This is a genomic window from Bordetella sp. 15P40C-2 (assembly GCF_009763235.1).
Classification (GTDB): domain Bacteria; phylum Pseudomonadota; class Gammaproteobacteria; order Burkholderiales; family Burkholderiaceae_B; genus Bordetella_A.
In genome coordinates this window covers 66,365-80,121 of the sequence record NZ_WSJA01000034.1, presented here as the reverse complement: position 1 = coordinate 80,121, position 13,757 = coordinate 66,365, and the positions used below count along the sequence as shown (strand labels likewise).

Here is a 13,757-nt window from a genome sequence, read left to right as displayed (position 1 = left end):
CGCTCGTTTACTGGCAACCGGAGACGGTGCAGGCGGCGCGGATGACTTCCTTGCCATCCTTGACCTCGGCGACGTAGAACGGCACACCCAGTTGATGGTTAATGCCATACACGTCCTTGCCGGTCCAATTCAAGGTGCCAAGCACGCCCGGGAAATCGGAGATCTTTTCCAGTTCGGCGCGTACCTTGTCGGTGTCATCCACGGTCCCCGCACGACGCATCGCCTCGAGCAACATCGTCGTCCCATCATAGAAAGACGGGCTAAAGCCATTCATCGGCGTCTTATATTTGTTGTTGTAGAGCTCGATATAGGCCTTCACCGACGCCAGCTCGGGGTTGATTGGCGTATGCACGAACATCCCTTCGGTGGCCTCCTTGCCAGCCACGTTGACGATGTCCTGCGTGGCCGGACCCCCGGTGCGCACGATGCGTCCATCAAACCCCAGTTCGCGCGCCTGTTTGACGATCATGCCAGCCGTGGCCGGGGAGTTCACCCCGAGTTCGATCGTATCGATGCCTTGCGCCATCATGCGTGTCAGGATGGGCACGAAGTCCACGCGGTCCCGTTCAAAGAACTCCTTGGTCGACAACTGCGCGCCGGCGTTTTTGTAGGCGGGCTCCAGGTCACGAGCAGCTTGCTGACCAGTTTCGTCGTTGGGAAACAGCACGCCGACCTTTTTGATTCCCAAAGACTTGACCAGCCACTCGATCTGCGGCTTGGAGATCTCGACCGTAGTCGCGTTGGGACGGAAAGTAAAAGGATGATCGGGCTTTAACGCATGCGTGGTAAAGCCCAGCGTCATCACCATGACTTTGTTTTTTTCCGTGATGGGCTGGATCGCGAGCACCGAGGCCGAACCCACCGGGCCGATGATGTACTTGACCTTGTCATCGAACACCAGTCGGTTGGCGGCGGTCATGGCCTCGTTGGCTTGGTATTTTTCGTCGTACGGGATGACACGAACCTGATATTTCTTGCCGCCGACTTCCAGTCCACCTGCCTGGTTGACCTTGTCGGCGGCTAACTCCGCCGCGTTTTTCATCCCCTGTCCCCAGGCCGCGCCGGGGCCTGACAAGGTCACCAAGGCGCCGATATTCAGCGTCTCTTGCGCATGCAGCGAGAAAGAAAGTAGTAATCCGGTGGTCAGTACGGTGGTGGTCAATGTTTTCATGGTCAGTCTCCTCGTTGTTGTGTTGTGTCGCGCAGGGCGCGGTTTACTGCTGCTCGATCTCGTCCAGAACCGGCATCAAATAAGAGCGAAACTGCCGCGGGTGTTCGCTCATGGGAAAGTGGCCCAGCTCGCGCATGATCGTGACTCGCGCACCGGGAATGGCATCAGCCGTACGCAATGTGTCCTCAGGCGTGCACGAGAAGTCGTATTCGCCGGTCAGCAGATACAGCGGGCAAGTCGCGGTGTCGATACCGTGGAGTGTGCCGCGCAGGTCGGCATCCACGCGGTAAAAATGCAGATCGCCCTTGAACACGCCGGGTCCGCCTTGCATGTACTGCCACAGCGTCTCGTGACGGTGTTCGGCGGGCGCCTGCGGCGCGATCAATCCGGACACCAGTGCCGCGCAGACTTCGCCGCCGTGGACATCGCCTCGATGCAGCCACGCGGTGTCGTACCAAGGCTCCTGAAAATCCGCCGCCTCCAACCCGATCAGCGCGCGAAACCGGTCGGCATGTCGATTGGCGAGTTCCAGCACGATACGGCCCCCGATAGAACATCCCATCAACGCAGGCCGCTCCAGTTCGAGCGCGTCGCAAAACGCCAGGATGGTCTCCAGATAACGCTGCGTGGTGAGTTGGTACGGTACGTCCTGCCAACCTACGGGTGGATAAGACTTGCCATGCCAAGGCAGGTCAAACGCCAATACGCGATAGCGACTCGTGATGGACTCGTCGCATAGGATGTGACGATACTGCCGACCATCCGCGCCGGCCGTATGCAAACACACCAGCGGTATGCCGCTGCCTGCTTCCTCGAAATACACACGGTGCGCGGTGCCATCGATGTCAAACGTGACATATCGGCCCACGATGGGTTCGATCTTCGCTGTCATGCGCGTGCCTCGCGAGGCAACGCGAGCAGATCCTTGATCGCTTGCAAATTGGCCATCAAAGGCTGCAGACGACCTTCGATACGCATTTCACCGCGTTTGCTCAACGCCAGGATGTCATGCCAACCCGGTTGGGGGAGGGGCTCCCAATAAGACCGCCACGCCTGTTCCGAACCCCAGATCGAAAAATCCCAGGATTGCAGGGGCCGCACCGGTATGACGATGTCGGTGACCACGCCGCCGCGCACCCGCACCAGGCGCTTGGCGTCTCCGAACTGCAGCAGCATATCTGCATCAAAAGCCTCTCGCTCGCACGCATAGTTCGATGCAGTACGGCTAAACCGCTCGGCCAAGGCATGCCCCGGCGAGGTCCCTACGGTCATATTGCCTCCGTTTGTTCGTTCTGTGTAGAAGAACAATTGTTCTGTTATCAAGCACAGATTCTACGGCGGCGTTTCAGCCTGTCAAGCCAGGACTTTTCCGGGATTCATCATTCCTTGCGGATCCAGCGCCTGTTTCACCCGGCGCATGAGGTCCATTTCGACGGAGTCTTTGTAGCGTTGCAGATCACTCACCCGGCGCTGACCGATACCCTGTTCAGCGCTGATGGAGCCGCCCGCAAGATGCACACGCTCGTGCACCAGGGCCTGGATGGCATGCTCCAAGTCCGGCACGGTGGCAGGATCGCGGTCCACGGGCGGCAGCAGGTTGTAGTGCAAGTTGCCATCTCCCAAGTGGCCAAACACCCGCATACGTACGCCGGGAAACGCTTGCGCCAGCGCCCGGTCGGTCTCTGACACAAAGGACTCAATGCGCGATACCGGCAAGGAGATGTCGTGCTTGATACAACGGCCCGCTTGGGCGAGCGCCAACGTAATGCTTCCGCGCAACTGCCAGAAGGCTTCCGTCTGCGCATGCGAACTCGCCACCGCCGCATCGCGCAGCATGTCTACTTCCATCGCATGCGACAACACCGTTTCGAAACGGGCTTGCGCGTGTTCCTCACCTTCGGCATCGGAGAGCTCCAGCAAGGCGTACCAGGCGCCCGGCGGGGCTTGCACCGGCAGGTGCAAATGCGGAGACGTCTGCACCACCATATCCAGGCAGTCCACGGACATGACCTCGAACGCCGTCAATGCAGCTCCGAAGCCGGCACGGGCGAGGTTCAGCACCGCAAGCGCATGGCTTAACGAGTCCACGGCCAGCATCGCCGTGCGGCGCGCGCGGGGCAGGGGAAACAACTTGAGTACCGCGGCCGTGATGACGCCTAAGGTGCCTTCGCTGCCGATATACAGATCGCGCAGATCGTAGCCGGTATTGTCTTTACGCAACCCGCGCAGTCCATTCCAGATCTCTCCCTGCGGCGTGACGACCTCCAGCCCCAGCGTCAGTTCGCGTGCGTTGCCATAGCGCAGCACCTGGGTGCCACCCGCGTTGGTCGCCAGGTTCCCCCCGATCATGCAGGACCCCTGTGCTCCGAGTGAGAGCGGAAACAATCGATCCGCCTCGCGGGCGGCTTGCTGGACCTCCTGCAAAATGCAGCCGGCCTCTACCGTCATCGTGTCGTTCTCGGTATCGATCGCCCGTATGCGGCGCAATCGCTGCAGGAGCAGTACCACCGCGCGCCCGCACGTATCCGCGGTGGCGCCAGCGACCTGACCGGTGTTGCCGCCTTGGGGCACGATGGGCAGATGGGCCGCCGCGCACAGACGTACGACGGCTGCAACTTGCTCGGTCGACTCGGGCCGCACCACGGCCAGCGCGCTTCCCGTTGTGTAATGCCGCCAGTCCGTCAGATAGGGGGCTGCGTCCGCGCCGGTCAATACATGCTCGGCACCGAGCAGCATGCGCAAGTCGGCCAACAGGCCGGCATCGCGGCGGGAACTCATCCTTGCCCCGCAATGGGAATGGGGGTCAACAGGCCTTTGCCCGCTAGCCAGGCGTCGACGTTGTCCATAACCAACTGACTCATGGCCTCGCGCGTCTCATCCGTGGCGCTGCCCACATGCGGCATCAAGACAACTTGATCCATGGCGCTGAATTCCTCGGCCGTCGAGGGCTCGGATTCCAAGACATCCAGGCCCGCGCCACCCAATTCGCCCGCTCGCAACGCCGCCACCAATGCCGCCTGATCCACCACACTGCCGCGCGAGATATTGACCAGAATGCCGCGCGGCCCGAGCGCGCGGATGACGTTCGCATCCACAATCCGGTAGGTAGTGGGCCCACCCACGCAGGCAACGATCAGAAAATCCGCCCACTGCGCCAAAGCCTGCAACTGCGGTTCGTAGGTGTAGCCAGCATCGGCACGGGGATGACGGCTGTGATAGCGCACCTCCATATCGAACCCCATGGCGCGCCGCGCAATGGCATGGCCAATACGACCCAGACCGAGAATACCGAGCCGTTTGCCCGAGACCTTGATCGACAACGGAAATTCGCCCAGCGCGCGCCACTGCGCGCTTTTGACATAGCGATCGCCCGCCGCCACACGGCGCGCGGTCGCCAATAACAGTGCCCACGCCAAGTCGGCCACACAGGCGTCGAGCACACCCGGGGTGTTACTCGCCTGCACGCCAGACTCCCGCGCCGCCTCAAGGTCGAGCGTGTCATATCCCACGCCCCAACTGCAGATCGCCTGCAGTCCGGGCAATCGTTCGAACATCTGCCGCGTGAAGCCGCGTCGCACCGACGTCACGGCCAGGCGCACATGGCGCGTGAGGTCGGGGCCGTAGCCTTCCAACCCCTCCGGGTCGCGCCACACGGGCAGGACTCGGTAGCGTCGGGCCAGACGTTCGTCGAACGCGGGGCCCAGCGACGCCACCTGCACAATGTCGTAATGCTCGCTCATCCAGCCGCTCCGGGCCGGTCGGGGATATAACCGGCAGAGGCGGCGGCCTGCGCAAACGTCAGCCCATCGCGTATGCCTTGCGCCACTTGGTCATCGACTTTCAGTATGGCTTCGGCACGCGCGAGCAGATCGGCCAACTGAGATCTGGGTATCACCGCGAGGCCGGTGTCATCGCCCACGACCAGGTCACCCTGTTCCACCCGTATCCCACCAATCGTCACGGGCTCGCCCATGGATCGCAGGCTCAGCCTGGTCTTGCCCGTCGTGGGCGCGACCCAGCGGCTGGCCATCCACAGTCCGGCCTCGCGAATCTCGTCCACATCCCGGCAAGCGCCATCGATCACGACCGCGGTCGCCCCGCGTCTGGCGGCTGCCATGGAGGCATTGCCGCCAAACGTCGAGATCGGGGCGCCGTCCACATCGATCATCAGCACCTTGCCGGGGCCGGTGGCCTCGACCAGGCGACCCACCGCGAATTCCGTGCGGTCGAAATCCCCATACTCGCCATGCGCATGCCGGGCCGTCACGGCAAAACCGGCGATACGTCCCGTACCGGCCCGCTGGACGATACCCTGCGTCACCCCGCGGATGCCCAGCTCATCCATCGCGTCGGACCAGGCGCTGACACCGATCTGGGCGCACCGGGCAAGCAACTGTGTTTCTTCTTCAAGCGTCATACGAGTCTCTGTCGATTCAGGAGAGGAGAGGATCAATCAACACGCGCGCCGGAAAGCTTGACGGCCTCGCCCCAGCGGGCGGCCTCGGCGTTGATGAATTTCTGAAATTCCTCGGGCGAACTGTTGTTGACGTCACCGCCCATGTCCTGCAGCATCTTCGTGACATCCGGCTGCGCGACAATGCGGGAGACATCCTGATAGATCTTCTGACGCATGTCGTTTGGCAAGCTGGCGGGGCCGAACAGTCCAAACCACGTAGCGGCTTCGAAGCCCGGCATGCCCGCCTCGGCCATGGTCGGCACATTGCTAATGGCCTCGACCCGGCGCGGGTGCGCCAGCGCGATCGCGTTCAGCTTGCCGGACTTGATATGCGGCAGCGCCGCCGACAAGGTGACGAAAGCCATCTGCACCTGTCCACCCATCAGATCGGTGACCATCGGCGCGTCACCCTTGTAGGGCACATGGACCAGCTTGGCGCCCGTTTTTTCCTTGAACAGCTCGGCAGTCAAATGCTGCGGTGTGCCGTTGCCAGTCGAGGCGACCGTCACACCGTTTGGCGATTCTTTGGCGTAGGTGATCAGCTCTTGCAAGTTCTTCGCCGGTACGCCGGGCGCGGTCACCAGTACCAGCGGAATCGTCACCGTCAACGTGACCGGTGCGAAATCCTTGATCGGGTCGTAATTCAGGCGCGAGTACAGGCTTGCGCTGATGGTATGGGCCGCGGTGGTCTCATACAGCGTATAGCCGTCGCCCGGCGAACGGGCCACGAACTCCGCGGCGATGGTGGTCCCAGCGCCGGGCTTGTTGTTCACCACGACTTGCTGTTTCCAATCGTCCGACAGCCGTTGCGCGATGAGGCGCGCGACAACGTCCGTGGCGCCGCCAGGCGGGTAGGGAACAATTAGCGTGACCGGTTTATCCGGATAGGTCGCCGCTTGGGCGAGGGGCCCGACGATTGCGCTGGCCAACATCATGGCGGCGAAGCTTTTCCAACTTTTCATGCCTCTCTCCTTATTCTGGCGGGATCGCCAGTCATCTGTTTTTCTCATCGACCGAGTCACGGTCAGGCGCGCACCGCAGCGGTCATGGCACCGGCTGCCGCAGGACTAGATAATGCGCCGTCTGAACTAATAGGCACAAATTGGAATTTATGGACCATAATTAGGACATGGCTATCAATATCAAATATCGTCCATTAAAGGCCTTTTTGCTGGCCGTCGATAGCAACTCGTTCACCCATGCGGCGAACCGCCTCGGCGTGACTCAGCCTTCTTTCACGCTTCTGATTCAGGACCTCGAAGACGTCCTGGGCATACGCTTATTCGAGCGCACCACACGAAATATCGCATTGACCTCGGCCGGGCACGAGTTTCACGCTCGCATACAACGTCCCCTCGCTGACCTCGAAGAGGCCTATCGCAGCCTCACCGATCTGGCGGCCAAGCGTCGCGGCAACATTGTGCTCGGTGCGCTACCGTCTAGCGCATTGACGCTCATGCCTGCAGCGGTGGGCGCGTTGCACCGCGAGCACCCCGCGCTGAAAGTCCGTGTGCAGGAGGCCCACAATGATGAATTGATTGCCATGCTGCGCACCAACCAGATCGAATTCGCCGTGGCGACGTTGACCGATCCCGCGCCCGATCTGTCGTTTTCTCGGCTGATGAACGATTGTTTCTGCGCCGTGTATCCGGTAGGGCATCCGCTACAGCACGTGGCGCGGCCGCAATGGCGCGACGTTATCCGCTATGACCTCATATTGCTGTCCCACGGCTCCAGCGCGCGCTGGCAATTCGATCACGCGGTGCAAGATGAAACGCTGCCCGCAGGGGTAGGCTTGCGCTACGACGTGACCAACATGGGCACAGCCGCCGGCATGGTCCGACAGGGTCTGGGCGTGAGCGTGTTGCCCCGATTGGCGTTGCCCGAATTGAACCTCTCCGGCCTGGTATGCACGCCGCTCTATGACGAATCGGCACGTCGCGAGATCGGCATCCTGCATCGACGGGATCGTTCGCTATCACCCGCGGCCCAAGCGCTGGAGCACTGTCTGCGTCGGGTGGCGGAAGACTTGGCGCCACGCTTGTTGTCATATCCCTAAGCGGGCGGTGATTCTTGGTGTTTGGGCATGATCGGCGGTGCCGTGCGAATCTTGATAAGCCTATTAAATAGGTCTGGCAAAGTTGGGAATGAGTATTCGCGGAGACGGCGGCTGATTTGATGCCGAGCGCCTTGGCCTCATTGCTGCGTGAGACAACCGCCCCGTCATTGTTCGATAGGACGATGACGGGCTTGCCCTCTAGGTCGCGCCGAAAGATGCGTTCCGCGCTGTTCTGAATGGCGCTAACTGTTAGTAGCCTACAACGTATTGATTTGTATAGAACGCAGGTGGCTAACAGTTTTCGTTATCTCCATCTTGGGCTACCCGGTTCTCAGCGCTCAGTGCCTGCCTATTTCAGTCTGAAAACCGTGTCGAGCAACAAGAATCGCCAATGCGTTAGCCACGGTGTTCCAAACAGTGCACTAGGTCTGCTGGGCAGGAGGCAGAGGCTCAACCTTTAAGCCCTTTTAGCTTGACGCTCGTGCGACATCGCTGCGGCGGCTAAGCGTGCCACTTCAGCCGATGCAGATTTCCGCTCGCTGTAGCGGTCGACAAGGTATTCCGAACGACCGCGCACCAGCAGCGTGAACTTCACCAGTTCCTCCATTACATCCACGACCCGGTCGTAATAGGCCGACGGCTTCATGCGACCCGCCTCGTCGAACTCCTGAAACGCCTTGGCAACCGACGACTGGTTTGGAATCGTCACCATGCGCATCCAGCGCCCCAGCACGCGCAAGGCATTGACCGCATTGAAGGACTGCGAGCCGCCGCTGACCTGCATCACGGCCAGCGTGCGTCCCTGCGTGGGTCGGACGCTGCCGACTTCGAGCGGCAACCAGTCGATCTGGGCTTTGAAGATGCCGGTGATCGTGCCGTGGCGCTCCGGGCTGCACCACACCTGCCCTTCCGACCATTGCGACAGCGCGCGCAGCTCGGCCACTTTGGGATGGTCGGCTGGCACGCTGTCGGGCAGCGGCAGCCCATGCGGGTCAAAGATGCGGGTCTCTGCGCCCAGGCGTTGGAGGATGCGCGCGGCTTCTTCAACAAGAAGTCGGCTGTACGAGCGCTCGCGCAGCGAACCATAGAGCAGCAGGATGCGCGGCAGGTGTTCCGCATCGACCGGCACACCCAGTTTTTCATGGGTTGGCGTATCAAAAAGGGATTCGTCCAGAGCCGGCAGAGTGGCGTCGTGTAGTGAGGTGAATTGCTTCATGATAAATATTCCAGGTGCACAGATTCAGCGCACGCGCTTTCCCTGTTCGTCTATGACCACTTCGCCATCCTCCTTGGTGAACGGGCCACGTTGGGGCTGCTCGAGGATATCCAGCACCAGCTCGGACGGCCGGCACAGGCGCACGCCCGTTGGCGTCACGACGAAGGGTCGGTTGATCAGAATGGGATGCGCCAGCATGGCGTCGAGCAGAGCGTCGTCAGTCAACGATGCGTCATCCAAGCCGAGCTCTTGGAAAGGTGTGCCTTTCTCGCGCAGCGCCTGGCGTACCGTCAGGCCCGCACGCTCGATCAGTGATTTGAGCATGTCGCGATCTGGCGGGGTGGCGAGATACTCGATTACCTGAGGCTCGATGCCGGCATTGCGGATCAGCGCCAGCGTATTGCGCGATGTGCCGCACTTGGGGTTGTGATAGATAGTGACATCGCTCATGGCGAAACTCCTTGTGATTGAACGTGGCTGTCAGTCGACAGCGTTTCTCCGATTTCCTGTGCGGTGCTGCGGGCTGAGCGCATGACGCCAATCAGGGTGGCTGAGGCGAACCCGGTCCAGTCGCCATAGCCCACCAGCCAAAGGCCCGGCTCGGCCACGGAGCGTGTGCCATCGACGGCGATGCGACCTTCCGCGCCCAGCACACCGAGCGGCTGCAAGTGATCCAGCGCCGGCAGAAAGCCGGTGCACCAGACGACGGCGTCGACCTCCGATTCCCTGCCGTCAGGCCATACGACACCGGTTGGCGTAAAGCCTGTGAAGGGCCGGACTGACGTCAAGACGCCCCGGCGACGCGCTGCAGCCACCGGAGGCACCATCACGATGTCTCCGAACCCTGCGCTTCGTTCGGGTACCGGCAAGCCTTGCTGCATGGCCTGCCAGCGCGCGGTCGCCTGCTCGAACAGCACGCGCCCGTCCACATCATCCGGCAGGAAGACCGGGCCGGAAGGGGTGACCCAGGTAGCCTGCGCGATGCCGGCTATCTCAGCCATGATCTGTGCGCCGGAGTTGCCACCACCCACCACGAGCACACGCTGTCCGGCAAAATCCTGTGGATGCCGGTAGTGCGCCGAATGAATCTGCACACCTGCAAAGTTGTCCTGTCCGTGATAGACAGGCACATAGGGGTGACGCCAGGTGCCGGTCGCACTGATGACGGCGCGCGAACGCCAAATGCGGCCATCATCAGCCTCCGCCAGGAACAGGCGGCCCTGACGCCGGACTGCCTGCACCCAGACTGGTCGCACAACCGGCAGCTCGTAGCGGGTCTCGTAGCGCGCCAGATAATCGACGACGTGGTCACGAGACGGATAGCCCTGAGCAGGCGGCATAGGCCAGCCCGGAAGCGAACTCCATTGCGCCGGGGAGAACAATGTCAGTGAATCCCAGCCATGCCGCCAGGCCGCGCCCGGCCCTTCCTCTGCGTCCAGCAGCGCGAAGGTGAGCCCGGTGCGGCGCAGGAAGTAGGCAGTGGCCAGCGCCGCCTGCCCTCCTCCCACGATCACGACGTCGACGTCGGTCATGCCTTGCCTTGCAACGGCGCAGTGGAGGTGAAGTAGCGCCTGCCGAGCCAGAGTGCCACGTGTACCAGGGCGATCAGCACGGGCACTTCCACCAGCGGCCCGATGACGGTGGCAAACGCTACCGGCGATGCCAGCCCGAACGCCGCGATGGCCACTGCAATCGCCAGTTCGAAGTTGTTGCTGGCCGCCGTGAAGGCAAGTGCCGTGGTACGCGGGTAATCGGTTTCGATGAGCTTGCCCATCATGAAGCTCACAACGAACATGATCACGAAATACAGCGCCAGCGGCACGGCGATTCGCAGCGCATCCAGCGGCAGTTCGACCACTGACCCGCCCTTTAGGCTGAACATGGCCACGATGGTGAACAGCAGCGCGATCAGCGTGATGGGGCTGATGCGCGGAATGAAGGTGTCGTTGTACCAGGCTTCACCGCGCGCCTTGACCAGAAAGCGCCGGGTCAGGTAACCCGCCAGGAAAGGAATACCCAGGTAGACCAGCACGGCTTTGGCAATCGTCCAGAAGCTGACGTCGAGCACGCTGCTCTGCAGGCCGAAGACCGGTGGCAGCACATCCAGGAAGAACCAGGCGTAGACGCTGAAGAAGACAATCTGGAAAATCGAATTGAAGGCCACGAGCGCGGCCACATACTGGTTGCTGCCGCAGGCAAGCTGGTTCCACACCAGCACCATGGCAATACAGCGCGCCAGGCCGATCAGGATAAGCCCTGTCATGTAGGCGGGGTAGTCATGCAAAAAGAAGGCCGCAAGCGCGAACATCAGGATTGGCCCGATGACCCAGTTCTGCACCAGCGAGAGCGCAAGAACCTTCTTGTCCTGGAAGACCAGGGGCAACTCTTCGTATCGCACCCTGGCAAGCGGCGGATACATCATCAGGATCAGGCCGATGGCAATGGGAATGTTGGTCGTTCCTACCGAAAGGCTGTCGAGCCATTGCGGCAGGCCCGCGAAGGTGGTGCCAAGAAGCACCCCCAGCGCCATGGCAGCGAAGATCCAGAGGGTGAGATAGCGGTCGAGAAAGGATAGGCGTCGGGTTTGCACGGGAATTCCTGCGTTAGTCTTTGAGTACCTGGCCGATTTCGTTTACTTCGCGCTTGATGGCGTTGTGATCGAGCTTGTCGATAGGCAAGGCGCAGAAGAGCTGCACGCGGGTGGAAATCTGGCGGCACACCTTCGCAAACACGTGGCGTTTTTCCTCGTCGGAGCCCTCCGCCTTTGCCGGATCCTCAAATCCCCAGTGAGCCGTGATCGGGTGGCCAGGCCATATCGGGCAGACTTCACCTGCAGCGTTATCGCAAACGGTAATGACGAAATCCATGTGCGGGGCATCGGGCCCGGCAAACTCATCCCAGCTTTTGCTGCGCAGACCATCGGTGGGGTATCCCGCCTGCTTGGCCTGCTCGAGGGCAAAGGGGTTCACGGCACCAGCAGGGTGGCTACCAGCACTGTAGGCACGGAACCGTCCCTTGCCGATGGTGTTGATCAGCGCCTCGGCCATGATGCTTCGCGCGGAATTTCCTGTGCACAACACCAGGACGTTATAGATCTTGTCGTTCATTTGGTTGACTCTCAGTGAGATCGCAGGCTGGGACGCACGAAATACCATCGCAGCAGTTCTCTGCGAGGTATCCCAGCACAGCGTTCATGGTGGGATAGTTGGCGCTATAGATCACGAAGCGGCTTTCCTGACGCGAGGACACCAGCCCTGCATGGGAAAGCTCCTTCAGGTGAAAGGAGAGCGATGAGGGAGGGATATGGGCAAGTTCGGCAATGCGCCCAGCCGGAAGGCCTTCTGGTCCGGCCTGTACCAGCAATCGGTACACAGCCAGCCGCGATTCCTGGGCAAGCGCCGACAGCACCCGGATGATGTCTTTAGATTCCATACTTTCATTATCGTGGAAATATGGAATACAAACAAGTATCATCCGTCAAGCGACGCATCATCGAGCGCTGCAGTCTCGGTAAAAAGCAGCGTTGGCGCCCCTACTAACTCATCAAATCACGAGAGTGGCAGTGACGGCTGGCGTGGCTGCTCCTAACAACAAGGCAGGCTTTGTGCGCATTCCTTTACCTACTCACTCTTCCACCCCTGTTCGCTTGATCGGCGTGCTGGGCCTCACCCAGATACTGGCCTGGGGCAGCACGTTTTACTTGCCTGCTGTACTAGCTGCGCCGATTGCACGGGAAAGCGGATGGTCACTTGGTAGCGTAGTGGCGGGGCTTTCCTGGGGTCTGCTGGTAGCCGGATTCAGCGCACCTCGTGCGGGCCGGCTAATCGATCGATTCGGCGGCCGTCCGGTACTAGCCGCGAGCTCTCTACTGTTGGCAACAGGACTGGCCCTGATGGGCCTGGCGCCAAGCCTGCTTGTTTACTTCCTGGCATGGACGATCCTGGGAACGGCCATGGCTAGCGGCTTGTATGACGCCGCTTTTTCCACGCTGGGACGGCTATTTGGAGATGACTCTCGCACCGCCATGACAGGCGTGACGCTGATGGGCGGCTTTGCCAGTACGGTGGCCTGGCCGGCCATCACGGGCCTGGAAGCTGCACTGGGTTGGCGCGATACCTGCCTGGTACTGGCCGGTGTGCATTTGGCGGTAGGGTTGCCGCTGTATTTGCTGTTGATCCCTCGCGAGCAGCAGCGCAATAGCGAAATCGAGCCCAAAAAACAAGCCGCACAGCCGGCCGAGGCACTAAAGGAAGCCAGATCCCTTTTTCTGCTGGTTGCCATCCTCTTCACACTGCAGTCATCCGTGATGTCCAGCCTGTCCGTGCATCTGCTCGATGCCCTTGGCCAGCTCGGCTTTGCTGCGCCTGTGGCGTTGGCCGTCGGCATGATGATCGGCCCATCACAAGTGGTCGCTAGACTGTTGGAGTTTTCGCTTTGGCGATCACTTCATCCGACGTGGTCCGCGCGTGGTGCCGTGTTGCTCTGCTTTCTCGGCCTTGCCCTGCTGGCTGCGGCGGACCCTGCTCTGGCGTTTGTTGCAACGGCTCTATATGGCGCAGGCAATGGCCTTCTTACCATCGTGCGCGGCACGCTTCCATTGGCCCTTTTCGGACCTGAAGGATATGGTACCCGTATGGGCCTACTGGCACGCCCCATGCTTTTTGCCCAAGCTATTGCTCCCCTGATGATGGCAATGCTGCTCAGCGAACTGGGGCCTAATATCTTGTTGACCACACTCACCGCCCTGGCGTTGGTCGGGGTAGTGGTGACGTGGCGCTTGCCCATAGATCGCCGTGAGGCTGCCCATAAGACCTGATGGAATGTGTTCAGTACCTTCGGATCTGGCATCTTGTCG

The 13,757-nt window shown here is 61.1% G+C and carries 15 protein-coding genes and 1 pseudogene; 2 read left to right on the top strand and 14 right to left on the bottom strand.

The features are described 5' to 3' along the window. Window positions 1-7: 7 nt before the first annotated feature. The 7 genes from GOQ25_RS14765 to GOQ25_RS14735 all read right to left on the bottom strand — a co-directional run bounded on the left by GOQ25_RS14765 (window position 8) and on the right by GOQ25_RS14735 (window position 6,589). The gene (locus tag GOQ25_RS14765) at window positions 8-1,171 is read right to left on the bottom strand and encodes an ABC transporter substrate-binding protein (protein WP_160351240.1); all 1,164 of its coding nucleotides are present in this window, start codon (window positions 1,169-1,171) and stop codon (window positions 8-10) included. 43 nt (window positions 1,172-1,214) lie between these two features. Then, window positions 1,215-2,063, bottom strand: a complete 849-nt coding sequence (locus GOQ25_RS14760; protein ID WP_160351239.1) for an alpha/beta fold hydrolase — start codon at window positions 2,061-2,063, stop codon at window positions 1,215-1,217. Next, window positions 2,060-2,443, bottom strand: a complete 384-nt coding sequence (locus GOQ25_RS14755; protein ID WP_160351238.1) for a hypothetical protein — start codon at window positions 2,441-2,443, stop codon at window positions 2,060-2,062. The genes GOQ25_RS14760 and GOQ25_RS14755 overlap by 4 nt, the downstream gene beginning before the upstream one ends. An 81-nt stretch (window positions 2,444-2,524) precedes the next feature. Further along, window positions 2,525-3,949, bottom strand: coding sequence for an FAD-binding oxidoreductase (locus GOQ25_RS14750; RefSeq protein WP_160351237.1), 1,425 nt, complete (start codon window positions 3,947-3,949; stop codon window positions 2,525-2,527). Then, window positions 3,946-4,911: a 2-hydroxyacid dehydrogenase gene (locus GOQ25_RS14745; protein WP_160351236.1), complete on the bottom strand. Its 966-nt coding sequence runs from the start codon at window positions 4,909-4,911 to the stop codon at window positions 3,946-3,948. The genes GOQ25_RS14750 and GOQ25_RS14745 overlap by 4 nt, the downstream gene beginning before the upstream one ends. Then, the gene (locus tag GOQ25_RS14740) at window positions 4,908-5,588 is read right to left on the bottom strand and encodes an RraA family protein (protein ID WP_160351235.1); all 681 of its coding nucleotides are present in this window, start codon (window positions 5,586-5,588) and stop codon (window positions 4,908-4,910) included. The genes GOQ25_RS14745 and GOQ25_RS14740 overlap by 4 nt, the downstream gene beginning before the upstream one ends. A gap of 32 nt (window positions 5,589-5,620) precedes the next feature. Next, window positions 5,621-6,589, bottom strand: coding sequence for a tripartite tricarboxylate transporter substrate binding protein (locus GOQ25_RS14735; protein ID WP_160351234.1), 969 nt, complete (start codon window positions 6,587-6,589; stop codon window positions 5,621-5,623). Window positions 6,590-6,756: 167 nt separating this feature from the next. Here GOQ25_RS14735 and GOQ25_RS14730 point away from each other — a divergent pair, with 167 nt between their 5' ends. Beyond that, complete coding sequence (locus GOQ25_RS14730) at window positions 6,757-7,686, top strand: LysR family transcriptional regulator (protein WP_160351233.1); 930 nt, start codon at window positions 6,757-6,759, stop codon at window positions 7,684-7,686. A 100-nt stretch (window positions 7,687-7,786) separates the two neighbouring features. Here GOQ25_RS14730 and GOQ25_RS14725 read toward each other — a convergent pair. The 7 genes and pseudogenes from GOQ25_RS14725 to GOQ25_RS14695 all read right to left on the bottom strand — a co-directional run. After that, window positions 7,787-7,954 (bottom strand): annotated as a pseudogene (locus GOQ25_RS14725) (hypothetical protein); the annotation flags it as partial. A gap of 189 nt (window positions 7,955-8,143) precedes the next feature. Beyond that, complete coding sequence (gene arsH, locus GOQ25_RS14720; protein WP_160351232.1) at window positions 8,144-8,902, bottom strand: arsenical resistance protein ArsH; 759 nt, start codon at window positions 8,900-8,902, stop codon at window positions 8,144-8,146. 24 nt (window positions 8,903-8,926) lie between these two features. After that, window positions 8,927-9,352, bottom strand: a complete 426-nt coding sequence (gene arsC / locus GOQ25_RS14715) for an arsenate reductase (glutaredoxin) (protein ID WP_160351231.1) — start codon at window positions 9,350-9,352, stop codon at window positions 8,927-8,929. Then, a complete protein-coding gene (locus GOQ25_RS14710; protein WP_160351230.1) occupies window positions 9,349-10,434 on the bottom strand; it encodes an ArsO family NAD(P)H-dependent flavin-containing monooxygenase in 1,086 nt (361 codons plus the stop codon). Before GOQ25_RS14710 ends, arsC begins: the two co-directional genes overlap by 4 nt. Next, on the bottom strand, window positions 10,431-11,492 hold the full coding sequence (gene arsB, locus GOQ25_RS14705) for an ACR3 family arsenite efflux transporter (RefSeq protein WP_370519961.1): 1,062 nt from the start codon (window positions 11,490-11,492) through the stop codon (window positions 10,431-10,433). The genes GOQ25_RS14710 and arsB overlap by 4 nt, the downstream gene beginning before the upstream one ends. Window positions 11,493-11,505: 13 nt before the next feature. Further along, window positions 11,506-12,009, bottom strand: coding sequence for an arsenate reductase ArsC (locus GOQ25_RS14700; RefSeq protein WP_160351229.1), 504 nt, complete (start codon window positions 12,007-12,009; stop codon window positions 11,506-11,508). Next, window positions 11,990-12,334, bottom strand: coding sequence for a helix-turn-helix transcriptional regulator (locus tag GOQ25_RS14695; protein ID WP_160351228.1), 345 nt, complete (start codon window positions 12,332-12,334; stop codon window positions 11,990-11,992). The genes GOQ25_RS14700 and GOQ25_RS14695 overlap by 20 nt, the downstream gene beginning before the upstream one ends. Before the next feature lie 124 nt (window positions 12,335-12,458). Between GOQ25_RS14695 and GOQ25_RS14690 the strand changes: the two genes are divergently transcribed. Beyond that, window positions 12,459-13,718 carry an MFS transporter gene (locus tag GOQ25_RS14690; RefSeq protein ID WP_202109490.1) on the top strand — a complete coding sequence of 420 codons (1,260 nt, stop codon included), beginning with the start codon at window positions 12,459-12,461 and terminating at the stop codon, window positions 13,716-13,718. Window positions 13,719-13,757: the final 39 nt, after the last annotated feature.